Origin of the sequence: Burkholderia sp. JKS000303, assembly GCF_002563755.1 — a bacterium.
Classification (GTDB): domain Bacteria; phylum Pseudomonadota; class Gammaproteobacteria; order Burkholderiales; family Burkholderiaceae; genus Burkholderia; species Burkholderia anthina_B.
This window is the reverse complement of the sequence record NZ_PDBZ01000001.1, coordinates 4,568,560-4,594,519: the sequence shown is the minus strand read 5'-3', so window position 1 is coordinate 4,594,519 and position 25,960 is coordinate 4,568,560. Positions and strand designations below refer to the sequence as shown.

Below are 25,960 nucleotides of genomic sequence, written 5' to 3'. Positions count from 1 at the left end.
GAATCGGGCATACGGCAGGCGCGGCGGGCGTGTGCGGCCAGCCGGAAGGTGCGCGTCGGACGGGAAATTGTCTGACCGCGAATGCGTGCGGCCCGCTATTCGGGAGTCGCATGCGTGCGCGATCGTCGCACGTGACGCGATGGCCTCGATGGTGCTTGAGCCGGGAACGAAATGTGCTCGCCGTCGATCGCCGGCGTGCTGCCGGCAGCTTCGTGCGCATGAAACTGATTCGAATTCCTGATGAATTATCCGTGGTCATCATGGAAGATCGGCAGCACGTGCTCGGCGATTTCTTCGATGATCTCGCGGACGGGCCGGTCCGAACCGGGGTTCAGCGTGACGTGATGCGTGCCGGCCGCGCGCATGCCGCGCAGGATGTCGATCAGCGCGTGCCGGCCGGTCGCATAACCGAGCGGCAGCGCAGTGGCCGGCGCATCGGGGTTCGACGCGAGATCGAGCCGCATGGATACGCCGAACGCGCGAAATGCTGGCTGCGGGAGCCGGTCGACGGCCGCGCGCCACATCAAGTAGCGGGCGCGCTGCGTGTCCGGATCGCGGTGATACGTCATCCAGCCGATCGAGTTGCGTGCGATCCAGTCGACGCTCTGTCCGCCGGAGCCGACCGCGAGCATCGGCACTGCGTCGTCGCCGCGCGGCAACAGCGTGAACTCGGGTGCATCGGGCGGCGCTTCGTCGGGCCGCACGCGCGACGGCACGCCGAGCGCGGCCGTGACGATGTCCCAGTGCCGGCGATACCGGTCGCGTCGCGTTTCCGCATCCACGCCGAACGCCGCATATTCGGGCGGCCGGTCGCCGGAGCCGAGCCCGAGGATGAAGCGCGAACCGGACAGCGTCGCGACCGACAGCGCACCTTTCGCGATATGCAGCGGATGGCGCAGCGGCAACACGATCGCGCCGCTGGCGAGCACGATCCGGCGCGTGCGCGACGCGAGCGCGCCAAGCAGCACCCATGGGTCGAGATGCCCGACCGGGTCGGGATAGTCGGCGCTGTTCAGCGGCACGTCGCGAATCCACAGTGCGCGAAAGCCGAGCCTGTCGGCAAGCGCAGCGAGTTCGAGCTGCTCGTTGAAATCCGCGATGGTGTTGCCGCTGCGAAGCAGCGGCAGCGTCAGGCCGATCGACAGCCGCTCGGCCGAGAAGACGCGGCGTGCGACGTCGGCGCGCTCGGAGGCGGGCAGGGACATGTCCATTCCTTGAAGACGGGTGAGGCAGGCTCGCGACGCGAGCGATGCCGTGCCCGCATGCTAACGTGTTTGCGCGCGGCTTGCGGCGCGTGCTGCACCGGCAACCGGACGCAGCGGCGGTTCCGGCATAATCGACGCGTCCCGTCATCAGGCAATGATCAGAATGAACGTACTTCAGCAGACGATGGCCGGCCTCGCGGCGAGCGCGGTGCTGTCCGTAGCGGCAGGCAGCGCTGTCGCGGACGAAACGCCACGCGCCGATGTCTGCAAGACTGCGGAAGAGTCGGGCGTCACGGCCGACATCCGCAATTGCCTCGGACTGAAATACGATGCGGCCGACAAGCGGCTGAACGCCGTCTACAAGACGAAGATGGCGAGCCTCGACGAAGCGGGCAAGCTGAGGTTGCGCAACGACGAGCGTCGCTGGCTCAAGGCACGCGATGCCCGCTGCGCGGAGTCGCGACAGCCCGATGCAGGCGGCACGCTCGGGCTCGTCGAGCACGACAGTTGCCTGGTCGACGAAACCGAACGCCGCGTGAAGGTGCTCGAAGCCTATCGTTGACCGGAGCGCTTCGGTCGCGCGATCGACTGTAAGAAGATCGTCAGCGTCGCGCGGATCCTCTCGGCGCAGCCTCCCGTCCCATTCCTGTAACACCGTCGTCGCGGCAAACGCTGCGTACCAACGTCGATCGAGCGGGCCTTTTCCCGTCGTTTCACTTTCGAAACGTTCGCGTGTATTCATCGCGGCCCGATGCGCAGTGGGGCCATTTCACCTGCCCGCGCGGCCTTGTGCCGCGAAGCATGGTGCGCTCCTTGCATATCCGTATGGGCCGTGAGCGCGATCGCCGGCGGAGTCGGTCCGGCAATCGCTTCAGTGGGTCGGACGCATAGAAGACGGGGACAAGAGAATGAAAACACACCGAATCGCAACGCATCGTGTTGCAAACATGAATCGCCGACCTGCCCGTGGATTCGCTTCGCCGCTGATTGTGGCGACATGAGCACACGGCTTTCCGTTCCATCCGATCGAATCAGGTTCGTTCTGGACGACGACGTGCAAGCGTGACGCACGAGGCCGACAGGTGCCAGTCGGCCGTCGGGGATGAGCCGCTGGTGCACGCAGATGGGCGAGCATGACTTCCGGATCGTGACTTCGACGCGCAAGACGCGAGCGCGACGCATGCCGCCATGCGTCGCACGCGCTGCATGGCGACGATCCGCGCGACATCGGGCAACCGAAGACGTAGTTCAGGGGAAAGGTCCGCCGGCCGCATCGCGGCGGATGCGACGACATTGTGCTGTCAGTTGATCCACTACCCCGATGGATCAATTGTTGAAGCGCCCATCGCCATGTGGTCGATGGGCGTCTTTTTTTGATGTGCCGGTTTGCCGCGCGGACCGCCGGCCGGATCGCACGGCGTTCTGTATGATGTGCTGGCGCGCTGGCCGCCCGTGCGGGCGCACGGCCTGCCGGCACTCCGATCACGTACCGCCGACATGAACGATACCGCCTTGCACGACCCTTCATCCGCCGGCATCGAGCCGGCTGCGCTCGATGCGCTGCACACGTTCGTCGAGCGCCATCCGCGGCTGCTCGTGCTGACCGGCGCCGGCATCAGCACGGATTCCGGTATTCCCGGCTATCGCGACCGCAACGGTCAATGGATGCGCTCGCCGCCGATCCAACTCCACGAATTTCTCGGCTCCGACGCGGCGCGCCGACGCTACTGGGCGCGCAGCATGATCGGCTGGCCGGTGGTCGGCCGCGCGCAGCCGAACCGCTCGCACGCCGCGCTCGCGCGGCTCGGCGGCGCCGGCCGGATCGAGCGGCTCATTACGCAGAACGTCGACGGGCTGCATCAGCGCGCGGGCAGCGGCGACGTGATCGAACTGCACGGCGGGATCAACGGCGTGACGTGCCTCGATTGCGGCGCGCATCATGCCCGCGCGACGATCCAGGCCGTCCTCGAAACGGACAACCCCGAACTGCTGGGCGCGCAGGCGGAGCCGGCCGCCGACGGCGACGCGCACCTCGAATGGGCCGCGCTCGACACGTTCCGCATTCCGGCCTGTCCCGCATGCGGCGGGCTGCTGAAGCCGGCGGTCGTGTTTTTCGGCGAGAACGTGCCGCGCGAACGCGTGGCGCTGGCGTCGCAGGCGCTCGACGCGGCCGATGCGCTGCTCGTCGTCGGTTCGTCGCTGATGGTGTATTCGGGCTATCGCTTCTGCGTGTGGGCGCAGGCGCAGAACAAACCCGTCGCCGCGCTGAATCTCGGCCACACGCGGGCCGATCCGATGCTGACGCTGAAGGTCGAGGCGCGCTGCGCGCCCGCGCTCGATGCGCTGACGGCGCGGCTGGGCGTCGGCGATCCCGCACCGGAGTGTGCATCGTGAGCGGGCCGATGTCGCCGCCGGACGCACCCGATCCGTCCGTGAGGCTGTCGGCGCCGGCGGCCGAGCGCAACCGCGCACCGATTCTCGACGTGCTGCGCCGCGTGCTGCCGGCGAGCGGCAACGTGCTCGAGATCGCGAGCGGCACGGGGCAGCATGCGGTCCATTTCGCACAGGCATTGCCGGCACTGCGCTGGCAGCCGAGCGACCCCGACGCGAATGCGCGCCGCTCGATCGCCGCGTGGGTCGCGCATGCCGGCCTCGCGAACCTGGCCGAGCCGCTCGCGTTCGACGTGCGCGATGCGGCGTGGCCGATCGCGGCGCTCGATGCGATCGTTTGCATCAACATGATCCACATCTCTCCGTGGGCGTGCACCGACGCGTTGTTCGCCGGCGCGTCGCGCGCGCTGCGCCCGGGCGGCGTATTGTTCCTGTATGGCCCGTATCGGCGCGAAGGCCGGCACACGGCGCCATCGAACGAAGCATTCGACCTGCAGCTGCGCAGCCGCGACCCGTCGTGGGGCGTGCGCGATCTCGAGACCGTCGTCGCGCTCGGCCTCGACCGCGGGCTCGATTGCATCGAGGTCGTCGAGATGCCGGCCAATAATCTGAGCGTCGTGTTCCGGCGCCTGCCGCACGCCGAGCAATGACACGCATGCGCGCATCGCGGCCGGGTTTCCACTATCCTTTCGCCTGTGCGCGCGGCCCGGTTCGGGTCGTGCCCCGTTTTTTCCGGAGAATCGAATAATGGGCAAACAAGCAATCGGTGTGATCGGGCTTGCGGTGATGGGCCGCAATCTCGCACTCAATATCGAGAGCCGCGGTTACGCGGTGTCGGTGTACAACCGCAGCCGCGAGAAAACCGACGAACTGATCGCCGAATTCCCCGGCCGCAATCTCGTGCCGACCTATACGCTCGAGGAATTCGTCGCGTCGCTCGAAACGCCGCGCCGAATCCTGATGATGGTGAAGGCCGGCGAAGCGACCGACGCGACGATCGCGTCGCTCAAGCCGCTGCTCGAGAAGGGCGACGTGCTGATCGACGGCGGCAACACGCATTTCACCGACACGATCCGTCGCAACCAGGAGCTCGCGCAATCGGGCCTGCACTTCATCGGCACCGGCGTGTCGGGCGGCGAAGAGGGCGCGCTGCGCGGCCCGTCGATCATGCCCGGCGGCCAGCGCGACGCGTATGACCTGGTCGAGCCGATCCTCAAGCAGATCGCCGCGAAGGCGCCGTCGGACGGCGAGCCGTGCGTCGCGTACATGGGGCCGGACGGTGCGGGCCACTACGTGAAGATGGTCCACAACGGGATCGAATACGGCGACATGCAGCTGATCGCCGAGAGCTATGCGGTGCTGAAGGACGTCGCGGGCCTGACCAACGACGAACTCGGCGCGGTGTACACCGAGTGGAACCAGGGCGAGCTCGACAGCTACCTGATCGAGATCACGTCGAAGATCTTCGGCAAGAAGGACGACGAAACCGGCAAGCACCTCGTCGACGTGATCCTCGATCGCGCCGCGCAGAAGGGCACCGGCAAGTGGACGAGCCAGAACGCGCTGGATCTGGGCGTGCCGCTGCCGCTGATCACCGAATCGGTGTTCGCGCGCGTGCTGTCGTCGCTGAAGACGGAGCGCGTCGCGGCCAGCAAGATCCTGTCGGGCCCGGCCGCCGCGCCGTTCGACGGCGATCGTGCAGCGTTCATCGAAGCGGTGCGTCGCGCGCTGTACCTGAGCAAGGTGATCTCGTACGCACAGGGCTTCGCGCAACTGCGCACGGCATCGGAAGAGTACGGCTGGAACCTCGACCTCGGGACGATCGCGAAGATCTTCCGCGCAGGCTGCATCATCCGCGCGCGTTTCCTGCAGAAGATTACCGACGCGTACGCGAAGGATCCGGCGCTTGCGAACCTGCTGCTCGATCCGTACTTCAAGGACATCGCCGCGAACTACCAGGCGTCGCTGCGCGATGTCGTGGTCGCCGCGGTGAAGGCAGGCGTGCCGGTGCCGGCGTTCGCGTCGGCGGTCGCGTACTTCGACAGCTACCGTTCCGAGCGGCTGCCGGCGAACCTTGTGCAGGCGCAGCGAGATTTCTTCGGCGCGCACACGTTCGAGCGTACCGACAAGCCGGGCAGCTTCCACGCGAACTGGGCGTAACCGGCCCGCGAGGGCGGCATTGTTGCGAAATTCTATTCTTTCAGTAGGGTTTTTGATTACCAGATCCCGGAATTGTTGGCTTCAAGGAAACAGTGTTTTCGTTCTTTCATGGTTTTCCCTAGGGGACGCCAGGACTAAACTCTGTTCCATCGCTGCAGACATGGTGTGTGCGGCGGAGCAAAAAAATTTCGGAGGTAATCATGAAATCGCTGATCGCAACGTTCGCTGCAGCTGCCGTCCTCGCCGTTCCCGCCGTGTCGTTCGCCCAACAAAATGCGCCCGTTACCCGTGCGCAGGTGAAGGCCGAACTGTCCGCGCTGCAACAAGCCGGCTACAAGCTCGGTAGCGACCGTACGAACTACCCGGTAAGCATCCAGGCCGCTGAAGCCCGTCTGAACCCGCAACAGAACGTCGCCGCTGCCGATACGACCGGCTATGGCGCACAACCGGTCGCCCAGCAAGAGTCGGGCGCTCCGGCCGTCGCGAAGACCGGCTGGCAAGTCAAGCGCGTGTCGGATGGCGCACCGGTCTACAAGGGTCGTTAATCGAACGGCCGCCCCGGCGGCCTGATCGGACCCCGAAGTACAAGCAGCCCGTCGTTCCGCATCGCGGAACGACGGGCTGTTTTCATTGGCGGGCCGGCCGGATCAGTGCAGCGGCCGCGGACCGCGTCCGATTGCCGCAAAGGGGCCGCCGGCCGGCTCCAGTGCCTGCAGCCACGTTTCGTCGTAGCCGCTGAGCGAGTCGAGCGCTTCGCGCAGCCGCTCGATCGCGAGTACCGGCAGCTCGACGCTGTGGCGGGTGGCGCCCGTCAGGTGCGTGACGCTCGCGAGCTGGACGAGCGCGTCGGCCGCCTCGGCGACGTCGGTGGCGAACAGCAGGTGCCGGTTGAGCAATTCGACGAGGCCGCTGGAACCGGCGAAATCCTCGGCGTTGAGCTGCACGGATAGAAACGTCGCGTTGTTCATTGTGATCTCCTCGTTGTCGCTGGATCGTGCTGCATTCCGCAGTATAGGAGGCGTCCGGCCAGGCGGCTCGATGCCGGTTGCCGCGGCCTCGCGGTGCGGCGCAAGCCCGCCGGATGGCCCGCCGGGCGGGGCTTGCGAGCCGCCGACATCCGTGTGCGGCGCCGCAAGAATGTTGCCGGAGCGCGCGCTTGTCGCGGTCAAGACCGCGACAAATGGTATCTTTGCCGATCGGAGCGACGCGAAAAAGGGCCGGTGAGTCCGCTCGCGTCGACGTTCCGCTGTGGAAACTGACGGCCGCGAGAGCGGTCGGATACTGGTCGGTCCGGCTTTTTGGCCGGACATCGTGCGTCGCGCGCCGGGGGGCGGTGAGCGGCGCGACGACGCAACTCCGGGAGGACCCTTGAAAAAAAATATTCCGATCCACGATGCCCTGGCGCGCTGGCTGCCGCAGGTGGCGCTCGTCGCCGCGGCCGCCGCGTTGACGGGCTGTACGATGACGCCGTGGACCGACAACTGGCAGCCGGTGCGCCCATCGACGCCGACGTCGGTCGCCACGCCGGGCGTGATCGCCGGCTATTACCGTGTGAATCCGGGCGACACGCTCGCGGGCATCGCGGCCGCCTACGGGCAGCGCGTGCAGGACGTCGCCAGCTGGAACCACATGGCGCCCACCGACGCCGTGTCGCCGGGCCAGGTGCTGCGCGTCGCGCCGCCGCCTGCCGGAACGTCGCTCGGGCAGCCGTCCGCTGTCGTCGCGCAACCCGGCTCGCTTGCATGGCCGGCCACGGGCAGCGTGGTGACGCCGTTTACGGCCGGCAAGACGCGCGGCATCGTGATCGCCGCCTCGGGGCCCGATCATTCGGTGCGTGCGGCGGCAAACGGGCGCGTGGTGTATGCCGGGTCCGGCGTGAAGGCTTACGGGCCGCTCGTGATCCTGAAGCACGATAACGGCCTCATCACGGCCTACGGGCACAACGGCAAGCTGCTCGTCAGCGAAGGCGACGCCGTGCGCGCGGGCCAGCCGGTCGCCGAGATGGGCACCGACGCGAGCGGCCGCTCGACCTTCGAGTTCGAAGTCCGGCAGAACGGCAAGGTCGTCGATCCGATGAACTTCCTGCCGCGCAACGGCGGCTGACCGGCCGCATCACGACGTGTGCGCCATGCGGCGCACACGCTCCCGCCTTCATCCTTCCTCGAGCGTCGCGGCGCCGGACTGTCTCGCATGATTGCCGAGCCAGCGGATGCCGAGCGCAAGTCCCGCTGCGCCGAGCGCGATCAACGAGCACTGGATTGCCACCGGCAGGTAGCCGTGCGGCCGCGGATCGACGAACGGGTACGGATACCAGTTTTCCAGCGCGCCGCGCACGAGCGTATAGCCGAGATAGACGACCGGAAAGCCGAGCCACGCGAACGCGCTGCGCCGCGCGATCGGCGAGCGCGGCTCCACGTACAGCCAGTCGCACAGCATTACGAGCGGCACGATCCGGTGCAGTACCCAGTTGTTGAAGGCCGGCGTAATGTGGCGCAGGGCATCGAGCCGCGCGAGCAGCAGCTCGTAGACGATCGCGGTGATCAGCACGTACAGCACGGCGGCGCCGCGCATGGATTCGTAGCGGGCCGAGCCCGGGCGCGCGATGCGCCGCAGCCCCGCGGTCAGCATGGCGGCCGCGTAGAGGCTGCTCAGTTGCGTGAAGTAGCTGAGATAGTTGCCGAGATGAAAGCTCGGCAGGGCCCAGTAGTTCGCGATGCTGTGCAGCGTAGTGGACACCGCGAGCAACGCAGCGATCAGCCGATAGGCCGCAACGAAGAACGCCTTGCTCATGATGGCCGCGTAACGTCGCACCAAAGCTCCATCGTGCCACAGCCGTTTGCGCCCGCGATGCGGATTTTCCATAGGCCGGCGCGCGGCGGGGCCGCACCGATCGCCGGTTATTTGATTCGGTCGCGCAACAGCGGGCGCGCGTGCGGCTACAATCGGGGCAGCCGCCCGGCCCAGGCCAGCCGCGGCGCGCTTTCCCCGAATACAACACGAGAAACACGAGACCAAGCATGAGAAACATCCTTGCGAAACAGACGCGCTACAGCTCGCCTGCGATCTTTTTTCACTGGGCTATCTTTTTGCTGGTGGCGCTGGCCTACCTGGCCATCGAGGTTCGCGGGCCGAAAGGCAGCGACAGTCGTGTGTTCTGGATGAACGTGCACCTGCTGGCCGGTACGTTCGTGCTGGTGCTGTCGGTGTTGCGCGTGCTGTGGCGGGCGGTCAGCCGCGTGCCGGAAGCCATCCCGCAGGCGACGCTGCTGAAGTGGCTGTCGAAGCTCGCGCATCTCGCGCTGTACGTATTCATCATCGCGCAGCCGCTGCTCGGCATCATGATGGTCAACATGGGCGGCAAGCCCGTGTCGCTCGACTGGATCGGCGTGTCGTTTACGCTGTTCGGCCCGGACAAGGCGCTGGGGCGGACGCTCAAGGAAGCGCACGAACTGATCGGCAATACGTTTTACTTCGTGATCGGCCTGCATGCGCTGGCCGCGCTCTATCACCATTTCATCCGGCGCGACGACGTGCTGCGGCGCATGGTGTGAGCGCCGCACGCTGACGCCGCGCAGCAGCCCCGGGGGCGCATGGTTGTATTGACAACCATGCGCCCCCGGGCCGTTTACCGGCTCGCACGGCTGGCTATCGCGGCGAACATTCTGTAACATCTCGTCTGTTTTTACATTCCGCTTACGCATCGCCGCGCATGTTGCATCGACATCGTCACTTGACCGCCTGGCTCGGCGTGTTCGCGATCTGGATCGCGATCGCGGCGCCGCTGGTGTCGCAGTGGCGCATCGCACAGGCGGCCACTCCCGATGCAATCGTCTGCAGTGCAGAGCATGGCGCGCACCGTTCGACCGGTGCGGTCGGCGCGCACGATCATGCCCTGCATCTCGATGCATGCGGATATTGCGCATTCTTCGCGCACAGCCCCGCGATCGGCGGTCCGGCCGCTGCATCGTTCGCTCTCGTCTCCGTCACGACCGTTTCCGCCGCCGCGCCGCAAGCCGTCGCGGCGCGCGACGATCGCTATCCGCGCGCGTATCCACGCGCACCGCCCGAGCGCGCCTGACGCGCTGTCTTCCGTCTTTTTCATCGCCGATATCCGTGCGGTCCGTCGAGACCGCGTGGAGGGCGTCACTCGGGCATTCGATCCATGAACACTATCTCGTTGCGCGCGCCGACGGCGTCGCGTCATTCCCGTCCGCGGCGCGTGCCGCGGATGCTGACACTCACCGTTCCCGCGCTGGCCGTCAGCGCCATGACCGCGGCGGCGGCCGCCAAACCCGCGGACGCGGCCCATGCGCCGACCGACGACGCGACCGTGCTGCTGCCGGCCATCGAGGTCGTCGCGTCGCCGCTGACGACACCGCTCGTCGTCGTCACCGATCCGAAGACGCCGCGCCAGCCGCTGCCGGCGAGCGACGGCGCGGACTATCTGAAGACGATCCCCGGCTTCACGTCGATCCGCAGCGGCGGGACCAACGGCGACCCCGTGCTGCGCGGGATGTTCGGTTCGCGGCTGAACATTCTCGCGAACGGGCTGCCGACGCTCGGCGCGTGCCCGAACCGGATGGACGCACCGACTTCGTATATCGCGCCCGAAAGCTATGACAAGGTCACGGTCGTGAAGGGGCCGCAGACCGTGCTGTACGGTCCCGGCGCTTCGGCCGGCACCGTGCTGTTCGAGCGCGTGACGCCGCGCTTCGAGCGGCCCGGCATGCGCTTCGAGGGCAGCGTGGTCGGCGGCTCGTTCGGCCGCAACGACCAGAACGTCGACGTGACGGCCGGCACGCCGGATGGATATGGCCGCGTGACCGCGAACCATGCGCACGCGCAGGACTACAAGGACGGCAATGGCAATACCGTGCCGTCGCAGTGGGACAAGTGGAACGCAGACGCGGCGCTCGGCTGGACCCCCGACGATCACACGCGCGTCGAACTGACCGCCGGCACTGGCGACGGCTACGCGCGTTATGCGGGGCGCGGGATGGACGGCGCGCATTTCCGTCGCGAGACGTTCGGCCTGTCGTTCGACAAGCGCCATCTCGGCGACGTGCTCGACCGGATCGAGGCGCGCGTGTACTACAACGAAGCCGATCACGTGATGGACAACTACACGTTGCGGCAGCCCGACCCGACCAGCAGCATGCCGATGCGCATGGCGTCCGAAGTGCGGCGCCGCACGCTCGGCGCGCGCGCGGCGGCGACGTTTCGCTTCGGCGACGACTTCAAGCTCGTGACCGGCGTCGATGCGCAATCGAACCGGCTCGACGCGCGCTCGGCGATGGGGCGGCAGAACTACGGCGACCAGCCGTGGAATGCGCAGGCGACGATGTGGAACGCGGGCGCGTTCGGCGAGTTGACGTGGTATGCGAGCGACGCGTCGCGCGTGATCGGCGGCGCGCGGGTCGACTACACGAGCGCGCGCGACAAGCGTGCGACGACGAGCGGGATGATGATGAACAAGCCGAACCCGACCTTCGACGACGATCGTGCGCGCGTGCTGCCGAGTGGTTTCGTGCGCTACGAGCGCGATCTCGCGTCGCTGCCCGTGACCTGGTACGCGGGGATCGGTCACGCGGAACGCTATCCCGACTACTGGGAGCTGTTCTCCGCGCAGCGCGGGCCGGCCGGCGCGATCAACGCGTTCTCCGCGGTGCAGCCGGAGAAGACCACGCAGCTCGACATCGGCGCGCAGTACAAGGGCGACCGCTTCGACGCATGGGCGTCGGCCTATGCCGGCTACGTGCAGGACTTCATCCTGTTCAACTACGCGGCCGGAATGATGGGCCCGACCACGCAGGCGACCAACGTCAACGCGCAGATCATGGGCGGCGAAGCCGGCGTGTCGTGGCGGCCGGTCGCGCCGCTGCGCGTCGAGACGTCGCTCGCGTATGCGTGGGGGCGCAACGCGACGAGCGGGGAGCCGTTGCCGCAGATGCCGCCGCTCGAGGTGCGCGTCGGGCTCGAATACACGCGCGGCGCATGGTCGGCCGGCGGCCTGTGGCGAGTCGTTGCGCCGCAGCATCGCTATGCACTGAATGAGGGCAACGTGGTCGGCAAGGACTTCGGGCCGAGCGCCGGATTCGGCGTGCTGTCGCTGCATGCGCAGTACAACGTCAGCAAGAAGGTGCAGGTCTCGGTCGGCGTCGACAACGTGCTGAACAAAGCCTATGCCGAGCATCTGAACCTTGCCGGCAACGCGGGCTTCGGCTATCCGGCGAACGCGCCGGTGATGGAGCCGGGGCGCACCGCATGGGTGCGCGTGAGCGCGAAGCTGTAACGCCGTCGCGCATGTGCGATGCAGCATGCGCGCGCACCCACGCGGCCCCGCCTGAACGGGCGGGGCGCGTCAACCGATTAGAGAACCGTATCTAGTCAGGGCGCAAACGTTCACGACTCGTGATTCACTCCCGCATTCGACGCACACGGTGCCTGCAACGCAGCGTGCGCGTCGATCCGATCTCATTCGCACCGGCAGCACAATAATCAGGAGAACATGCATGGCCAGATCGATGCGTTCCAGGGTGGTGGCAGGGGCGGTGGCATGCGCGATGAGCGTCGCGCCGTTCGTCGGGATGACCGCGGCGATGACGCTCGCGACGACGCAAGCAGCGATGGCGGCCATCGCGCCGGTGGACAACTACGCGGCGACGCGCTATCCGATCATCCTCGTGCACGGGCTCACCGGCACCGACAAGTACGCGGGCGTGCTCGAGTACTGGTACGGCATCCAGGAGGATCTTCAGCAGCACGGTGCGAACGTCTATGTCGCGAACCTGTCGGGCTTCCAGAGCGACGACGGCCCGAACGGGCGTGGCGAACAGTTGCTTGCGTACGTGAAGACGGTGCTCGCCGCGACGGGCGCGACCAAGGTGAACCTGATCGGCCACAGCCAGGGCGGCCTCACGTCGCGCTATGTCGCGGCGGTGGCGCCCGACCTGGTCGCGTCGGTGACGACGATCGGTACGCCGCATCGCGGTTCCGAGTTCGCCGACTTCGTGCAGAGCGTGCTCGCGAACGATCCGACCGGTCTTTCTTCGTCGGTGATCGCCGCGTTCGTCAATGTGTTCGGGGTCCTGACGAGCAGCAACCACAACACCGACCAGGATGCGCTCGCCGCGTTGAAGACGCTGACGACCGCCCAGGCCGCCGTGTACAACCAGAATTATCCGAGCGCCGGCCTCGGCGCGCCGGGCAGTTGCCAGACGGGCGCGCCGACGGAGACGGTCGGTGGCTACACGCATCTGCTGTATTCGTGGGCCGGCACGGCGATCCAGCCGACGATTTCCGCGTTCGGCATCACCGGCGCGACGGACACCAGCACGATTCCGTTGATCGACCCGGCCAATGCGCTCGATCCGTCGACGCTCGCGCTGCTCGGCACCGGCACGGTGATGATCAATCGCGGCTCGGGCCAGAACGACGGGCTGGTGTCGAAGTGCAGCGCGCTGTACGGGAAGGTGCTCAGCACGAGCTACAAGTGGAACCACCTCGACGAGATCAACCAGTTGCTCGGCGTGCGCGGCGCGTACGCGGCAGATCCGGTCGCGGTGATCCGCACGCATGCGAACCGGCTGAAGCTCGCGGGCGTGTGATCGATGACGGCACGTGAAGGACGCGCGCCGCTCGCGCGGCGCGTTGCGCTCTACGGGGCGGTGGGGCTCGCGGCGATTGCCGGCGCGGGGATCTGGGGTGGCGCGGCATCGCATCGCGGCGCTGCTGCCACGCCCGCGTCGGCCGACGCGGCAGCGCTTGGCGGCGCGACGGCCGCGCCGCAGGCCGCGTTGCCGGCGAGCGCGGGCCTGCCGTCGCCGCTCGCCGGTTCGAGCGCACCGCGATTGCCGCTCGATGCCGGCGGTCATCTTGCGAAGTCGCGCGCGGTGCGCGATTTCTTCGATTACTGCCTGACCGCGCAGAACGACCTGAGCGCAGCCGCGCTCGATGCGCTCGTCGTGCGCGAGATCGCCGCGCAACTCGACGGCACGGTCGCTCAGCCCGAAGCGCTCGACGTCTGGCACCGATACCGTGCGTACCTCGATGCGCTCGCGAAACTGCCGGATGCGGGCGCAGTCGACAAGTCCGATCTCGGCGCGCTGCAGCTCGCACTCGACCAGCGCGCGTCGATCGCCTACCGGACGCTCGGCGACTGGAGCGAGCCGTTCTTCGGTGCGGAGCACTGGCGGCAGCGCTACGATCTCGCGCGGCTGAAGATCATGCAGGACCGCTCGCTGACGGATGCGCAGAAGGCCGAGCGGCTCGCGGCGCTCGCGCAGCAGATCCCGGCGGACGAGCGGGCGGCGCAGCAGCGGATCGACCAGCAGCGCGCCGCAATCGACCAGATCACGCAGTTGCAGAAAAGCGGGGCGACGCCGGACGCGATCCGTGCGCAACTGACGCAGACGCTGGGTCCGGAGGCCGCCGCACGCGTCGCACAGATGCAGCAGGACGATGCATCGTGGCAGAGCCGCTACGGCGACTATGCGGCGCAGCGCGCGCAGATCGACGCGGCCGGGCTGTCGCCGCAGGATCGCGACGCGCAGATTGCCGCACTGCGGCAACGCGTGTTCACGAAGCCCGGCGAAGCGGTGCGCGCGGCCTCGCTCGACCGTGGCGCGGGCAGCGCGAACTGACGCGCACGGTCATGCCGCGCGCGTGAAGCGCCGCGGCAGATGCTGCTCGATGGTTTGCGCGAGCGTATCGAACGCGGGGCCGATGCCTTCGTGCGCGACGCACGCGTAGCCGAGCAGCAGCCCGCGCCGTGCGGTGTCCATGCGGCTGTAGTAGCTCGTGAGCGGGCGCACGATCACGCCCGCGTCGAACGCGCTCTGCGTGACGACGCGATCGTCGCACGTGTCGGGCAGGCCGAGCACCAGATGCAGGCCGGCCTCGTCGCCCATCACGGGCAGCGCGTCGCCGAAGCGGGCACGGATCGCGTCGATCAGCAATTGCCGGCGCTCGCCGTATAGCGTGCGCATGCGCCTGACGTGCGAAGTCAGGTGGCCGTCCATGATGAATTCGGCGAGCACCGCTTGTTGCATCAGCTGGCCCTCACGGTACAACTCCGACAGCCCGGTGCGGAACGTGTCGACCAGATGCTCGGGCACGACCATGTAGCCCATCCGCAGGCCGGGGAACAGCATCTTGCCGAGGCTGCCGACGTAGATCACGCGGCCGCCGTCGTCGAGCCCCTGCAGCGACGCGAGCGGGCGGCTGCCGTAGCGGAATTCGCTGTCGTAGTCGTCCTCGATGATCCAGCAGCGGTGCTGCCGCGCGTATTCGAGCAGCATCCGGCGCCGCGCGAGACTCATCACCATGCCGAGCGGATATTGATGCGACGGCGTGACGAGCACGAGCCGCGGCGGATGCTGCATGTCGCTCGCGCGTGGATCGATCCCTTCGTCGTCGACCGGCACCGGGGCGAGCGTGAGGCCGGTCGCCTGCAGCACGCTGCGCACGCCCCAGTAGCACGGCTCCTCGACCCACGCACGATCGCCGATGTCGGACAGCAGGCGTACCGCGAGGTCGATCGACTGGTGGATGCCGGTCGTGATGATCACTTGGTCCGGCGAGCATTTGACCGAGCGCGCGACGCGCAGGTAGTCGGCCAGCGCGCGGCGCAGCGGCCGGTAGCCGCCGCCCGGCGCGTAGGTCAGCAGTTCGGGGTTCGCTTCCTTCCACAGGCGCGCCTGCAGGCGGCTCCACGTGCGGCTCGGAAATTCCGATACGTCTGGCACGCCCGGCATGAACGCGCCCCACTGGCGCCGCGACACGCCCGCGTGCTCGATCAACTGCCGGCCGCGCGTCGACAGCACGTCCTGCGCATTCGGCAACGGCGGCGCACCGGCGGCCGGCGACGACGGCCCGGCGCCCGGCGCGGGGATCGCGGCGGCGTCCGGGCGCGTATCGGCGACATAGGTGCCGCTGCCGGTCGTCGTCAGCACGTAGCCTTCGGCCGTGAGCTGGTCATACACGTGCAGCACGGTATTGCGCGCGATCGACAGATCGGCCGCGAGCGTGCGCGAACTCGGCAGTTTTGTCCCTGGCCCCAATTCACCGGTCAGGATGGCTTGCTGCATCAGCTGCAGCAGTTGCCGGTACATCGGCTCGGGCGAGCTGCGGTCGATACGGGCGGAGAGCCAGTCGGCGACGATGACGGTGTCCAAAGTGGTCCCACCTGGAATATTGAAATGGTTCCCTATTGTAGAACCGTGCCCGCCGTATAGTGGCTCGCATCTCAAAAACGAATGTCGCGAAGCGAGGGGACAGCCACGATGAAGTCCGATGATGTGATCGTCAGCTTTCGCGGCGTGCGGAAGACCTACGACGGCGAGACGCTGGTCGTCAAATCGCTCGACCTCGATATCCACCGAGGGGAATTCCTGACGCTGCTCGGGCCGTCGGGCTCGGGCAAGACCACCTGCCTGATGATGCTGGCCGGCTTCGAATTTCCGACCGGCGGCGAGATCCGGCTCGACGGCGAACTGCTGAATACCGTGCCGCCGCACAAGCGCAACATCGGCATGGTGTTCCAGAACTACGCGCTGTTCCCGCACCTGACGGTCGAGCAGAACGTCGCGTATCCGCTGACGGTGCGCAAGCTGTCGACGGCCGAGCGCACCGAGCGTGTCGCGCATGCGCTGAAGATGGTGCAGATGGAGCGCTTCGCGAAGCGCTATCCGGCGCAGTTGTCGGGCGGTCAGCAGCAGCGCATCGCGCTTGCCCGTGCGCTCGTGTTCGAACCGAAGCTCGTGCTGATGGACGAGCCACTCGGCGCGCTCGACAAGCAGTTGCGCGAACACATGCAGTACGAACTGAAGGCGCTGCACGAGAAGCTCGGCGTGACGTTCGTATACGTGACGCACGACCAGGGCGAGGCGCTGACGATGTCCGATCGCGTCGCCGTGTTCGACAAGGGCATCGTGCAGCAGCTCGATACCGTCGACCGCCTGTACGAATCGCCGTGCAACGAATTCGTCGCGAACTTCATCGGCGACAGCAACCGGCTACGCGGCACGATCGCGCGCGTCGACGGCGAATTCTGCGAGTTCCGGCTCGACGACGGCACCACGCTGCGCGGCCGCCGCATCGGCGACGCGGCCGAAGGCGCGTCGGCCATCGCCTGCATCCGCCCCGAGCGCATGAGCCTCGCGAACGGGCATGCATCCGCAGCCGCGAGCGGTGCGGCCAACCGCGTGGCCGGCGAGGCGCGCAGCCTCATCTATTTCGGCGATCACGTGCGCATGCGTTGCGCACTGCCGGGCCAGGACGAATGTTTCGTGAAGGTGCCGCTCGGCACGGGCGCGCTCGACGCGTTCTCGCCTGGTGCGCCCGTGTCGCTTGCATTCGCGCCCGAGCACCTGCGCGTGTTCGCGTAACACATGGCTTCCCCGATTTTCCGCAGCACGTCGTCAACAACAACTGCCTACTTCCACCACGAGAGGAGAGGAACCACCATGAACCGAGCAAGCTTTACCGCGCGTCGCACCGCGGTCGCACTGGCGCTCGCCGCTTTCGGCATATCGGCCACGGCGGCCGAGCTCACGGTCGTCAACTTCGGCGGCGCGAACGGCGACGCGCAGAAGGCCGCGTTCAACCAGCCGTTCGAGAAGGCGACTGGCAACAAGGTCACGGCCGTCGAATACAACGGCGAGCAGGCGAAAGTGAAGGCGATGGTCGAGGCGAAGCACGTCAACTGGGACGTGGTCGAAGTCGAATCGGGCGACCTGAACCGCGGCTGCGACGAAGGGCTGTACGAGAAGCTCGACTGGTCGAAGATCGCGAAGAAGTCCGATCTGATTCCGGAGTCGCCGCAGGTGTGCGGCGTCGGCTTCTTCGTGTGGTCGACCGCGCTGTCGTACAACGCGGACAAGCTGAAATCGGCGCCGACCGGCTGGGCCGATTTCTGGAACGTGAAGAAATTCCCCGGCAAGCGCGGGATGCGCAAGGGCGCGCGCTACAACCTCGAGTTCGCGCTGATGGCCGACGGCGTCGCGCCGAAGGACGTGTACAAGGTGCTCGCGACGAAGGCCGGCCAGGACCGCGCGTTCAAGAAGCTCGACGAGCTGAAGCCGAACATCCAGTGGTGGGAAGCGGGCGCGCAGCCGCCGCAGTTCCTGGTGGCCGGCGACGTCGTGATGTCGACCGCGTACAACGGCCGCATTGACGCCGCGCAGAAGGAAGGGAAGAACCTGAAGGTCGTGTGGAACGGCAGCATCTACGACCTCGACTACTGGGCGATTCCGAAGGGCTCGCCGAACAAGGCGCTGGCCGAGCAGTACATCGCGTACACGCTGACGCCGAAGCCGCAGCAAGGGTATGCGCAGCACATCGCGTACGGCCCCGCGAACGTCGCGGCGATCAAGTCGCTCGACGCGAAGACGCTCGCGAACCTGCCGAACTCGCCGGCCAACGGCAAGAACGCGGTGCTGGAGGATATCGGCTTCTGGACCGACCACAGCGACGAGCTCGAGCAGCGCTTCGCCGCGTGGGCGACGAAGTAACCGTTCAGGGATCCTGATGCAACCGGCCGCGCGGCGCGCTGAACGCGTCGCGCGGCATTCCGCCGGATCGCGCCCGGCCGGAGAGAACCGTTGAACACGATGACGATCGCTCCTTCCTCGCCGTCGACAGCCGCGCTCAAGCGCGAACTGAAGGCGGCCGAGGCCCGCAAGCGCACGATGGCGCTGCTGCTGATCGCACCGCTTGCGATCTTCCTGTTGCTCATCTTCGTCGTGCCGATCGGCACGCTGCTCACGCGCGCGGTGCAGAACCCCGAGATCGCGACCGCGCTGCCGAACACGATCGCCGCGCTGTCGGGCTGGGACCGCAAGGCGCCGCCGTCCGACGCCGCGTACGTCGCGCTCGCGGCCGACATGACGAAGGTCGCCGACAGCGAGGCGATGGGCGCGCTCGCGCGGCGCCTGAATACCGAGATTCCCGGCTATCGTTCGCTCGTCGCGAAGACGGCGCGTGCGATGCCGCTGAAGGACGACAACGATGCCGCCGCCGCAGCGCTCACGCCCGCACAGACGCGGGCGAAGCTGATCGACCTCGATTCCCGCTGGGGGGACGTCACATACTGGCAGTCGATCGCGAAGAACGGCAGCCAGCTGTCGCCGTTCTACCTGCTTGCGTCGCTCGACCACAAGCAGGATGGCTTCGGCCACGTCGTGCAGGCCGATCCGGACCAGTCGATCTATCTCGCGATTTTCGGCCGGACGTTCGTGATCGGCGTCGCGGTCACGTTGTTCGCGCTGCTGCTCGGCTATCCGCTCGCGTACTGGATCTCGACGCTGTCGGAGCGCCGCGCGAACCTCGTGATGATTCTCGTGCTGATCCCGTTCTGGACCTCGGTGCTGGTGCGCGTCGCCGCGTGGATCGTGCTGCTGCAGAGCGAAGGGCTGATCAACAAGGCGCTGATCGGCAGCGGGTTGATCTCGCATCCGCTGACGCTGCTGTTCAACCGCGTCGGCGTCTACATCTCGATGACGCACATCCTGCTGCCGTTCATGATCCTGCCGCTCTACAGCGTGATGAAGTCGATCCCGCCGACTTACCAGCGCGCGGCCGTGTCGCTCGGCAGCCATCCGTTCGCCGCGTTCTGGCGCGTGTACGTGCCGCAGACCTATCCGGGCATCGGCGCGGGTGCGCTGCTCGTGTTCATCCTCGCGATCGGCTACTACATCACGCCCGCGCTGCTGGGCGGTCCGAACGACCAGATGGTCAGCTATTACGTCGCGTATTTCACGAACGTGACGATCAACTGGGGTATGGCGTGCGCGCTCGGCGGCCTGCTGCTCGCCGCGACGCTGGTGCTGTATGCGGTGTACGGGCGTTTCACGCGCACCAACGTGAGCCTCGGCTGAGCGTCGCGCCCGGCACGATGCACGAAATACGAATACGCAACACGAGAAGGGGATGCCGACCATGAAACTCGCCAGGCCGCTGTTCGCGCCGCACATGTCGTTCGTCGAGCGCGCGTGGTACGTCGCGTTGCGCGTGCTCGTCGTGCTGACGCTGCTGTACCTGATCCTGCCGGTGCTCGCGATCGTGCCGCTGTCGTTTTCGTCGAGCACGTTCCTCGTCTATCCGATCCCCGGCTTCTCGACACGCTGGTACGAGAACCTGATTGCGTCCGACGAGTGGCGGATGGCCGCGAAGAACAGCTTCATCGTCGCGCCGTCGGCGACCATCGTCGCGACCGTGCTCGGCACGCTCGCCGCGATCGGGCTCACGAAGGCGAACTTCCGCGGCAAGGCGCTGCTGATGGCCGTGCTGCTGTCGCCGATGATCGTGCCGGTGGTGGTGGTCGGCGTCGGCATGTATTTGTTCTTCGCGCCGCTCGGGCTCGCGAATACGTACACGGGCTTGATCGCCGCGCACGCGGCGCTCGGCGTGCCGTTCGTCGTCACGACGGTTGCCGCCACGCTGCAGGGCTTCAATTACAACCTCGTGCGCGCCAGCCTGTCGCTCGGCGCGAATCCGGTGACGACGTTTTTCCGCGTGACGCTGCCGGTGATCGCGCCGGGCGTGATGTCGGGCGCGCTGTTCGCGTTCGCGACGTCGTTCGACGAAGTCGTCGTCACGCTGTTCCTCGCGGGCGCGGACCAGACGACGCTGCCGCGCCAGATGTTTACCGGGATCCGCGAGAACATCAGCCCGACGATCGCCGCGCTCGCGACGATCCTGATCATCTTCTCGACGAGCCTGTTGCTCGCGCTCGAGTGGTTGCGCGGGCGTAATGCGCGGCGTGCGGTGAGTTGACTGCTGCCCGGACGCCATTCGGCGTCACGGATGGTTGTGTACTCAACGACGCGGCATACCCCGTGCGGCGCACGGAAGCTTTCATTTGTCTGACTGGCGAAGCGGTTGCCTGCACGTTCCATGCGGCTCTGCAACAATACGGCTCTCGGTGACGCGTGCTTCGCCCCTGTTGCGGGGGCGCCCGTTGCCGCGCCGCTCAATCCGCGACGCAGCGCGTCGCTCGTCAGCCGAGCCTCATCTTGTCCGAATTCGCTTCTCCCGCCGGCGCCCGCGAGCCGGCCGTCAACTGGCGCGCGATGTCCGCCGTGCTGCTGGCCGTCGCGCTCGCGACGCTCGACACCGCGATCGCGAACACCGCGCTGCCCGCGATCGCCACCGACCTGCATGCGTCGCCGGCCGCGTCGGTATGGATCATCAACGCCTATCAGCTCGCGATGGTCGCGACGCTGCTGCCGTTCGCGGCGCTCGGCGACATCGTCGGCCACAAGCGCGTGTATATCGCGGGCCTCGTGGTGTTTACGCTCGCGTCGCTCGGCTGCTCGCTCGCAACGACGCTGCCGCAGCTGACGGCCGCGCGGATCGTGCAGGGCTTCGGCGCGAGCGCGATCATGAGCGTGAACGTCGCGCTGATCCGCAACCTGTTTCCCGCGCACCGGCTCGGGCGCGGCGTCGGCTTCAATGCGCTCGTCGTCGGCGTGTCGTTCGCGGTGGGGCCGACGATCGCGTCGTTGATCCTGTCGGTCGCCGCATGGCCGTGGCTGTTCGCGGTCAACGTGCCGCTCGGCGTGGTCGCGCTTGCCGTGGCGATTCCGTCGCTGCCGCAGACGGCGCGCGGCAAGCATGCGTTCGATCCGCTCGCCGCGCTGTTCAACGTGATCACGTTCGCGTCGCTGATCTTCGCGCTCGGCGAATTCGCGCAGCGCGGGCCGCTTTCCGTCGTGTTCGCGGCAGCGGCGGTCGCGCTGGCGTTCGGCTGGCTGCTGATTCGCCGCCAGGCCGGGCATCCGGCGCCGATGCTGCCGGTCGACCTGTTTCGCCGGCCCGTATTCACGCTGTCCGCGCTGACGGCGGTGTGCGCGTTTGCCGCGCAGGGCCTCGCGTTCGTGTCGCTGCCGTTTTATTTCGAAACCGTCCTGCATCGCAGCGCGGTCGAAACCGGGTTCCTGATGACGCCGTGGTCGGCGGTCGTCGCGCTGGCCGCGCCGATCGCGGGCCGGCTGTCCGATCGTTATCCGCCCGGGTTGCTCGGCGCAATCGGGCTCGCGCTGTTGAGCGCCGGGATGGCGTCGCTCGCCGCGCTGCCGACGACGCCCGATGTATTCGACATCGGCTGGCGGATGATGCTGTGCGGCGCGGGCTTCGGCTTCTTCCAGTCGCCGAACCTGAAGGCGCTGATGTCGAGCGCACCGCCCGAGCGCAGCGGCGGCGCGAGCGGGATCATTGCGACCGCGCGGCTGATCGGGCAGGCGACAGGGGCGGCACTCGTCGCGCTGTCGTTCGGGATCGCAGGCCGGCACGGGCCGACGCTTGCGCTGATGCTCGGTGCGGGTTTTGCCGGCGCGGCGAGCGTCGCGAGCGGGCTGCGACTGTTCGCGCCGTCGCATCGGGCCGGCGCGCCGGTTGCAGCGGTGCCGGTGAAGGAGCGGGCGACGGAGTAGAACCACGCCGCCCGCACATGCTTCGGCCGGCGCGCGCCGGATCGTCGCGGCTGGCCGGCCTTCACATCACGCTCAGAAGCCGCCCGTCTGGATCAGCTTGTTGAGGTTCGCGATGTTCAGGCTGCCGAAGCCGGTCGTGTCATCCCAGCCGGTGCCTGCGTTGTAGCCATACCCCTGATAGCCGTTGTTTCCCGACACGACGTCATAGCGCACGAGCGACGGGTTCGACGGAATATCCGCATAGAACTTGCCGGCCGGGAACCCGAGGCCCGCGCCGTTCGCCGCGAGCAGCCGTGCCCAGAAGCCGGTGAAGATCGGTGCGGCGAGGCTCGTGCCGCCGATCTGCTGCAACTGGCCGTAGTTGTAGATATACGCACCGGTGCTTTGCGCGGCATCGAACGATATGTCGGGCAACTGACGATTGCTGCCCGACTGCCACGCCGGCGCCGGCAGGATCGTGCTGACGCCGCCGCCCGTCGCCCACAGCTTGCCGTTGCTGTCGAGGCCTTCGTTCCATACCGTCTCGTTCGAGAATGCGCCCGCCGACGTCGTGTACAGCGTCGTGCCGCCGACCGCGACCACGTGCGGTGAAGCGGCCGGCCACGATACCGTGTAGTTCGCGCCGTCCGGATAGCCGCGGTTGTTGCACTCGTACACGCCTTCGTCGCCAGACGATACGGAGAACGTCTGGCCTTGTGCGGCGGCCGTCGTGAAGATCTGTTCCTCGGCATCGATCGTGCCATCCGCGTTCGCGTCGGTTTCGCACCAGCCGAGCGACACGTTGATCACCTTCGCGGTGTTGTCCGACACCGCGCGGTTGAACGCCTGCGTGAGCCCCGTGTTGCCGGACGCGTTGAGGTCCGCCATGTAGAACACGAGCTTGCCGACTTGGCCGCCGGCCGAGCCGACGATCGACTGGCTGTCGAGATCCCATTCGCCCTGGCCGTCCTGGTCGTCGCTGTAGCTGCCGCTCGTGCCGGTGCCGTTGGTCTTGACGGTCTGCGTCGAGACCGTGCCGTACCCGTTGCTCGACGTGAACTGCTTCAGGTCCTGCTGCGTTTGCGATACCCCGCCGATCGTGACGATGCCGACGGTCACGCCGGCTGCGGTCGGCACGCCCGTCGCGTTGTAGAGGCCCGGGAATTCCTTCGGATAGTGGCCGGTGGCCGTGCCGGCCGCGACGGCCTGCGGTTTCGCGACGTTGCCGATGCGCAGCATCGGCCGGGCACGCGCGACGTTCTGCAGCCCGAGCACCGAGCCGACGATGCCGCCGAGCGCACGCGGTACCTGTGCGCTCGATGCGTTCGCGAAGCCCGAGCGTCCCGCATACTGGAAATGCACGAGCGACGTGTTGAACGCGGTCTTCACCGTGCCGGCCGTGCCGCGAGCGGAGACCAGCAGCCGGTTCGGCGCGACCTCGATGTTCACGAAGCCGCTCTTGCGCAGATAGTCGACGACCGACTTCACTTGCGCTTCGGTCGGCGCGTAGCTGGCGAGGAACTGCTCGTGCGTGAGGTACTGGCGGTAATGCGCGTTGCCGGGCCGGTTCACGTCGTGCGCGAGCTGCTTGAGCTGCGCCGCGTTGCGCAGCTTCAGGCTGACGACGACGTCGGTCGTCTCGCCGGCCGCGAGTTCGAGCGACGGCGCCGCGCTGCGCGCCATCAACTGCGGGCCGGTCAGAAAGGCCTTCGTGTGGGTGTCGACCCAATCCGTCGTCGCATGCGCTGCGCCGGCGGCGAGCACGAGCGGCCACGCGCACGCGAGGCGGCGGGGCGACGGAAGGGGAAGGGCAAACCAGGCGTTCCTTTTCATCGGGAGTCCTTTTTAGGAGAGACGACGTTGCTGGAACCCTCGGCCCTTGTGGGGCCGCGAGCGGTGACGAGCGTAGGGCGTCGGTGCCGTTCAGGTAGCTGCCAGTTTCCATAGCTGTCAGTTCTGACATCGGCGTGTCCGAGTGCCGGCGATGCGCCGGTCGTGCAGGCGGCAGCGGCCCTCGCAAAGGGAACCGGTTCGCGGTGCGACCGAGCGACGGTCGATGACGTTTGCGCGCACGACTCATCCGTTGCGGTATCGGAATGCGCGCGATGGCGGAACGAAGTGCCGCGTGCGTGCATCGCCCGTGCTCGGCCATGGACGCGTCGTGCGTTGCACTATGTGGTCAAGCGTCGGCGCAGCGCCGCCGCGACGGCGTCCGGATGCACGGATGCACAAAAACGGGGCCAGTCGATCCAGAGCGTTTCTCGAACTGTGGAACAGCGCATTGCCGAGTCTTGCAGCGTGCTTTCGGTTCGCCGAGCGGGCGAGTAGATTAGAGGGAATGCTCGAATGAGGGACGACCGCGACCCAAGGTGCGCCGATGTGCGTCGCACGCCGATTGGTCGCCGTCCTGCCCGTTCAGGCGAACGCGGCATGCGGCAGGATCGGACGACGTCACCCGCGAAATTCCGCCTTGACGTGCGGTGATCTCGCGCTATCCTTCAATCCATAACCATCGGGTTATGGATTCAACCATGCAAACCGCTCACGACATGCTGTTCAGGACGCTTGCCGATCCGACGCGCCGCGCGCTCTTCGAGCGGCTGTGCGAGGAGGGCGAGCTGACGGTTGCCGCGCTGACTGCCCATGCGGGCGTGTCGCAGCCGGCGGTATCGAAGCATCTGGGCGTACTGAAGCAGGCCGGGCTCGTGAGCGACCGTCACGAAGGCCGGCAGACGCACTACAGCGCGCAGCCGCAGGCGCTGACTCCGTTGATCGACTGGACCAGCCAGATGGCCGGATTCTGGCAGAACCGGTTCGATGCTCTCGAAGATCTGCTGAAAAGGATGGATCAGTGATGAACCAGACCACCACCGAAACGCGTACCGTCGTCGTCGAACGGGAACTGTCGCATCCGCCGGAGAAGATCTGGCGCGCGCTCACGCAACCGCACCTGATCGAGGCGTGGCTGATGAAGAGCGACTTCGAGCCCGTCGCGGGCCGCGCGTTCAGTTTCCGCGCGGACTGGGGTTCGGTCGACTGCACGGTGCTGACGATCGAGCCGCAGCGTGTGTTGTCCTATACATGGGCCGCTTATGGCCTCGAAAGCGTCGTCACATGGACGCTCACGCCGACGCCGTGCGGCACGTTGCTGCGGATGGAGCAGGCCGGCTTCCGTGCGGATCAGGAGCAGGCGTACCGCGGTGCGCAGCACGGGTGGGCGCAATTCTTCACGTCGCTCGAACAAGTGCTGGCGCGCCCCGATGCCGATCAAGAGGCACGAGCATGAGCGCATCCGCTTCGGACCTGGCACCGTCGGCCCGCATCGATGCGCTGATCGCCGGCATCGTCGACTGGCGTGGCAAGACGCTCGCCGAGCTGCGCGAGACGATCCTCGCGGTCGACGACGGCATCGTCGAGGAATGGAAATGGATGGGCAGCCCCGTGTGGGAGTGCGACGGGATGATCGCGGTCGGCAACGCGCACAAGGGCAAGGTGAAGCTGACGTTCATGCATGGCGCGCACGTGCCCGATCCCGACCGACTGTTCAACGACGGTCTCGACGGCAACGCACGGCGTGCGATCGATTTTTTCGAGGGTGACAAGGTCGACAAGCGAGCGCTGAAGCGTCTCGTTCGTGCGGCGATCGACTACAACCGCGCGCACCTGAAGAAGAACACGCGGGCCGGCACGGGCACCCGGGCGCGTGGCGCCAAGGCCACATAACGTACCGGCCACCGAAGCGACTCCGCCAGCATCCCGCAGGCAAAAAAATGCCCGACACGAAGTCGGGCA

At 67.3% G+C, this 25,960-nt stretch carries 24 protein-coding genes; 19 read left to right on the top strand and 5 right to left on the bottom strand.

Annotation, left to right across the window (positions count from 1 at the left end):
- Window positions 1–245: 245 nt before the first annotated feature.
- On the bottom strand, window positions 246–1,205 hold the full coding sequence (locus BX604_RS21520; RefSeq protein WP_179894840.1) for an LLM class oxidoreductase: 960 nt from the start codon (window positions 1,203–1,205) through the stop codon (window positions 246–248).
- A gap of 163 nt (window positions 1,206–1,368) precedes the next feature.
- On the opposite strand from BX604_RS21520, the gene BX604_RS21515 reads away from it, so the two are divergent.
- The 5 genes from BX604_RS21515 to BX604_RS21495 all read left to right on the top strand — a co-directional run bounded on the left by BX604_RS21515 (window position 1,369) and on the right by BX604_RS21495 (window position 6,301).
- Complete coding sequence (locus tag BX604_RS21515; RefSeq protein WP_179894839.1) at window positions 1,369–1,767, top strand: lysozyme inhibitor LprI family protein; 399 nt, start codon at window positions 1,369–1,371, stop codon at window positions 1,765–1,767.
- A gap of 935 nt (window positions 1,768–2,702) precedes the next feature.
- Window positions 2,703–3,599, top strand: coding sequence for an NAD-dependent protein deacetylase (locus BX604_RS21510; protein WP_098553012.1), 897 nt, complete (start codon window positions 2,703–2,705; stop codon window positions 3,597–3,599).
- A gap of 8 nt (window positions 3,600–3,607) precedes the next feature.
- Window positions 3,608–4,246 carry a DUF938 domain-containing protein gene (locus BX604_RS21505; RefSeq protein ID WP_098552555.1) on the top strand — a complete coding sequence of 213 codons (639 nt, stop codon included), beginning with the start codon at window positions 3,608–3,610 and terminating at the stop codon, window positions 4,244–4,246.
- Between the two features lie 97 nt (window positions 4,247–4,343).
- Entirely contained in the window at window positions 4,344–5,756 is a 1,413-nt protein-coding gene (gene gndA, locus BX604_RS21500) for an NADP-dependent phosphogluconate dehydrogenase (protein WP_098552554.1), read from the top strand.
- Between the two features lie 200 nt (window positions 5,757–5,956).
- Window positions 5,957–6,301, top strand: a complete 345-nt coding sequence (locus BX604_RS21495) for a DUF4148 domain-containing protein (protein WP_098552553.1) — start codon at window positions 5,957–5,959, stop codon at window positions 6,299–6,301.
- A 102-nt stretch (window positions 6,302–6,403) separates the two neighbouring features.
- On the opposite strand, the gene BX604_RS21490 is transcribed toward BX604_RS21495, so the two are convergent.
- Window positions 6,404–6,724 carry a hypothetical protein gene (locus BX604_RS21490; RefSeq protein ID WP_098552552.1) on the bottom strand — a complete coding sequence of 107 codons (321 nt, stop codon included), beginning with the start codon at window positions 6,722–6,724 and terminating at the stop codon, window positions 6,404–6,406.
- 400 nt (window positions 6,725–7,124) lie between these two features.
- On the opposite strand from BX604_RS21490, the gene BX604_RS21485 reads away from it, so the two are divergent.
- Window positions 7,125–7,859, top strand: coding sequence for a peptidoglycan DD-metalloendopeptidase family protein (locus BX604_RS21485; protein ID WP_098552551.1), 735 nt, complete (start codon window positions 7,125–7,127; stop codon window positions 7,857–7,859).
- A 48-nt stretch (window positions 7,860–7,907) separates the two neighbouring features.
- On the opposite strand, the gene BX604_RS21480 is transcribed toward BX604_RS21485, so the two are convergent.
- The gene (locus tag BX604_RS21480; protein WP_098553011.1) at window positions 7,908–8,546 is read right to left on the bottom strand and encodes a Pr6Pr family membrane protein; all 639 of its coding nucleotides are present in this window, start codon (window positions 8,544–8,546) and stop codon (window positions 7,908–7,910) included.
- Between the two features lie 227 nt (window positions 8,547–8,773).
- Between BX604_RS21480 and BX604_RS21475 the strand changes: the two genes are divergently transcribed.
- The 5 genes from BX604_RS21475 to BX604_RS21455 all read left to right on the top strand — a co-directional run bounded on the left by BX604_RS21475 (window position 8,774) and on the right by BX604_RS21455 (window position 14,398).
- A complete protein-coding gene (locus BX604_RS21475; protein WP_098552550.1) occupies window positions 8,774–9,307 on the top strand; it encodes a cytochrome b in 534 nt (177 codons plus the stop codon).
- Between the two features lie 158 nt (window positions 9,308–9,465).
- Window positions 9,466–9,834, top strand: coding sequence for a DUF2946 domain-containing protein (locus BX604_RS21470; protein ID WP_098552549.1), 369 nt, complete (start codon window positions 9,466–9,468; stop codon window positions 9,832–9,834).
- A gap of 84 nt (window positions 9,835–9,918) precedes the next feature.
- Entirely contained in the window at window positions 9,919–12,048 is a 2,130-nt protein-coding gene (locus tag BX604_RS21465; RefSeq protein WP_098552548.1) for a TonB-dependent copper receptor, read from the top strand.
- 220 nt (window positions 12,049–12,268) lie between these two features.
- Window positions 12,269–13,363, top strand: a complete 1,095-nt coding sequence (locus tag BX604_RS21460) for a triacylglycerol lipase (RefSeq protein ID WP_098552547.1) — start codon at window positions 12,269–12,271, stop codon at window positions 13,361–13,363.
- Between the two features lie 3 nt (window positions 13,364–13,366).
- Window positions 13,367–14,398: a lipase secretion chaperone gene (locus BX604_RS21455; RefSeq protein WP_098552546.1), complete on the top strand. Its 1,032-nt coding sequence runs from the start codon at window positions 13,367–13,369 to the stop codon at window positions 14,396–14,398.
- Window positions 14,399–14,407: 9 nt separating this feature from the next.
- On the opposite strand, the gene pdxR is transcribed toward BX604_RS21455, so the two are convergent.
- Window positions 14,408–15,931, bottom strand: coding sequence for a MocR-like pyridoxine biosynthesis transcription factor PdxR (gene pdxR, locus BX604_RS21450; RefSeq protein WP_098552545.1), 1,524 nt, complete (start codon window positions 15,929–15,931; stop codon window positions 14,408–14,410).
- Window positions 15,932–16,039: 108 nt separating this feature from the next.
- On the opposite strand from pdxR, the gene BX604_RS21445 reads away from it, so the two are divergent.
- The 5 genes from BX604_RS21445 (at window position 16,040) to BX604_RS21425 (ending at window position 22,189) form a co-directional block, all read left to right on the top strand.
- On the top strand, window positions 16,040–17,143 hold the full coding sequence (locus BX604_RS21445) for an ABC transporter ATP-binding protein (protein WP_098552544.1): 1,104 nt from the start codon (window positions 16,040–16,042) through the stop codon (window positions 17,141–17,143).
- Between the two features lie 78 nt (window positions 17,144–17,221).
- Window positions 17,222–18,268: an ABC transporter substrate-binding protein gene (locus BX604_RS21440; protein WP_098552543.1), complete on the top strand. Its 1,047-nt coding sequence runs from the start codon at window positions 17,222–17,224 to the stop codon at window positions 18,266–18,268.
- A 99-nt stretch (window positions 18,269–18,367) separates the two neighbouring features.
- Window positions 18,368–19,633 carry an ABC transporter permease gene (locus BX604_RS21435; RefSeq protein ID WP_179894852.1) on the top strand — a complete coding sequence of 422 codons (1,266 nt, stop codon included), beginning with the start codon at window positions 18,368–18,370 and terminating at the stop codon, window positions 19,631–19,633.
- 61 nt (window positions 19,634–19,694) lie between these two features.
- Entirely contained in the window at window positions 19,695–20,531 is an 837-nt protein-coding gene (locus BX604_RS21430) for an ABC transporter permease (protein ID WP_098553010.1), read from the top strand.
- A gap of 239 nt (window positions 20,532–20,770) precedes the next feature.
- Complete coding sequence (locus BX604_RS21425) at window positions 20,771–22,189, top strand: MFS transporter (RefSeq protein WP_098552541.1); 1,419 nt, start codon at window positions 20,771–20,773, stop codon at window positions 22,187–22,189.
- 72 nt (window positions 22,190–22,261) lie between these two features.
- Here BX604_RS21425 and BX604_RS21420 read toward each other — a convergent pair whose 3' ends face one another.
- On the bottom strand, window positions 22,262–24,001 hold the full coding sequence (locus tag BX604_RS21420) for a S53 family peptidase (RefSeq protein WP_098552540.1): 1,740 nt from the start codon (window positions 23,999–24,001) through the stop codon (window positions 22,262–22,264).
- Between the two features lie 698 nt (window positions 24,002–24,699).
- Here BX604_RS21420 and BX604_RS21410 point away from each other — a divergent pair.
- From BX604_RS21410 to BX604_RS21400, 3 genes are read left to right on the top strand one after another with little or no spacing between them, the layout of a single operon-like run.
- The gene (locus tag BX604_RS21410; RefSeq protein ID WP_063552572.1) at window positions 24,700–25,023 is read left to right on the top strand and encodes an ArsR/SmtB family transcription factor; all 324 of its coding nucleotides are present in this window, start codon (window positions 24,700–24,702) and stop codon (window positions 25,021–25,023) included.
- Window positions 25,023–25,454 (top strand): SRPBCC family protein, encoded by a 432-nt coding sequence (locus tag BX604_RS21405; protein WP_098553009.1) that lies wholly within the window; start codon window positions 25,023–25,025, stop codon window positions 25,452–25,454. The genes BX604_RS21410 and BX604_RS21405 overlap by 1 nt, the downstream gene beginning before the upstream one ends.
- Entirely contained in the window at window positions 25,451–25,891 is a 441-nt protein-coding gene (locus BX604_RS21400) for a DUF1801 domain-containing protein (RefSeq protein WP_098552539.1), read from the top strand. Before BX604_RS21405 ends, BX604_RS21400 begins: the two co-directional genes overlap by 4 nt.
- Window positions 25,892–25,960 lie beyond the last annotated feature (69 nt).

What these genes read in the sequence shown, in the direction of transcription:
- BX604_RS21520 (WP_179894840.1), bottom strand. Translation starts at nt 1,205, where the DNA reads ATGTCCCTGCCCGCCTCCGAGCGCGCCGACGTCGCACGCCGCGTCTTC.
- BX604_RS21515 (WP_179894839.1), top strand. Translation starts at nt 1,369, where the DNA reads ATGAACGTACTTCAGCAGACGATGGCCGGCCTCGCGGCGAGCGCGGTG.
- BX604_RS21510 (WP_098553012.1), top strand. Translation starts at nt 2,703, where the DNA reads ATGAACGATACCGCCTTGCACGACCCTTCATCCGCCGGCATCGAGCCG.
- BX604_RS21505 (WP_098552555.1), top strand. Translation starts at nt 3,608, where the DNA reads ATGTCGCCGCCGGACGCACCCGATCCGTCCGTGAGGCTGTCGGCGCCG.
- gndA (WP_098552554.1), top strand. Translation starts at nt 4,344, where the DNA reads ATGGGCAAACAAGCAATCGGTGTGATCGGGCTTGCGGTGATGGGCCGC.
- BX604_RS21495 (WP_098552553.1), top strand. Translation starts at nt 5,957, where the DNA reads ATGAAATCGCTGATCGCAACGTTCGCTGCAGCTGCCGTCCTCGCCGTT.
- BX604_RS21490 (WP_098552552.1), bottom strand. Translation starts at nt 6,724, where the DNA reads ATGAACAACGCGACGTTTCTATCCGTGCAGCTCAACGCCGAGGATTTC.
- BX604_RS21480 (WP_098553011.1), bottom strand. Translation starts at nt 8,546, where the DNA reads ATGAGCAAGGCGTTCTTCGTTGCGGCCTATCGGCTGATCGCTGCGTTG.
- BX604_RS21475 (WP_098552550.1), top strand. Translation starts at nt 8,774, where the DNA reads ATGAGAAACATCCTTGCGAAACAGACGCGCTACAGCTCGCCTGCGATC.
- BX604_RS21470 (WP_098552549.1), top strand. Translation starts at nt 9,466, where the DNA reads ATGTTGCATCGACATCGTCACTTGACCGCCTGGCTCGGCGTGTTCGCG.
- BX604_RS21465 (WP_098552548.1), top strand. Translation starts at nt 9,919, where the DNA reads ATGAACACTATCTCGTTGCGCGCGCCGACGGCGTCGCGTCATTCCCGT.
- BX604_RS21460 (WP_098552547.1), top strand. Translation starts at nt 12,269, where the DNA reads ATGGCCAGATCGATGCGTTCCAGGGTGGTGGCAGGGGCGGTGGCATGC.
- BX604_RS21455 (WP_098552546.1), top strand. Translation starts at nt 13,367, where the DNA reads ATGACGGCACGTGAAGGACGCGCGCCGCTCGCGCGGCGCGTTGCGCTC.
- BX604_RS21445 (WP_098552544.1), top strand. Translation starts at nt 16,040, where the DNA reads ATGAAGTCCGATGATGTGATCGTCAGCTTTCGCGGCGTGCGGAAGACC.
- BX604_RS21440 (WP_098552543.1), top strand. Translation starts at nt 17,222, where the DNA reads ATGAACCGAGCAAGCTTTACCGCGCGTCGCACCGCGGTCGCACTGGCG.
- BX604_RS21435 (WP_179894852.1), top strand. Translation starts at nt 18,368, where the DNA reads ATGACGATCGCTCCTTCCTCGCCGTCGACAGCCGCGCTCAAGCGCGAA.
- BX604_RS21430 (WP_098553010.1), top strand. Translation starts at nt 19,695, where the DNA reads ATGAAACTCGCCAGGCCGCTGTTCGCGCCGCACATGTCGTTCGTCGAG.
- BX604_RS21420 (WP_098552540.1), bottom strand. Translation starts at nt 24,001, where the DNA reads ATGAAAAGGAACGCCTGGTTTGCCCTTCCCCTTCCGTCGCCCCGCCGC.
- BX604_RS21410 (WP_063552572.1), top strand. Translation starts at nt 24,700, where the DNA reads ATGCAAACCGCTCACGACATGCTGTTCAGGACGCTTGCCGATCCGACG.
- BX604_RS21405 (WP_098553009.1), top strand. Translation starts at nt 25,023, where the DNA reads ATGAACCAGACCACCACCGAAACGCGTACCGTCGTCGTCGAACGGGAA.
- BX604_RS21400 (WP_098552539.1), top strand. Translation starts at nt 25,451, where the DNA reads ATGAGCGCATCCGCTTCGGACCTGGCACCGTCGGCCCGCATCGATGCG.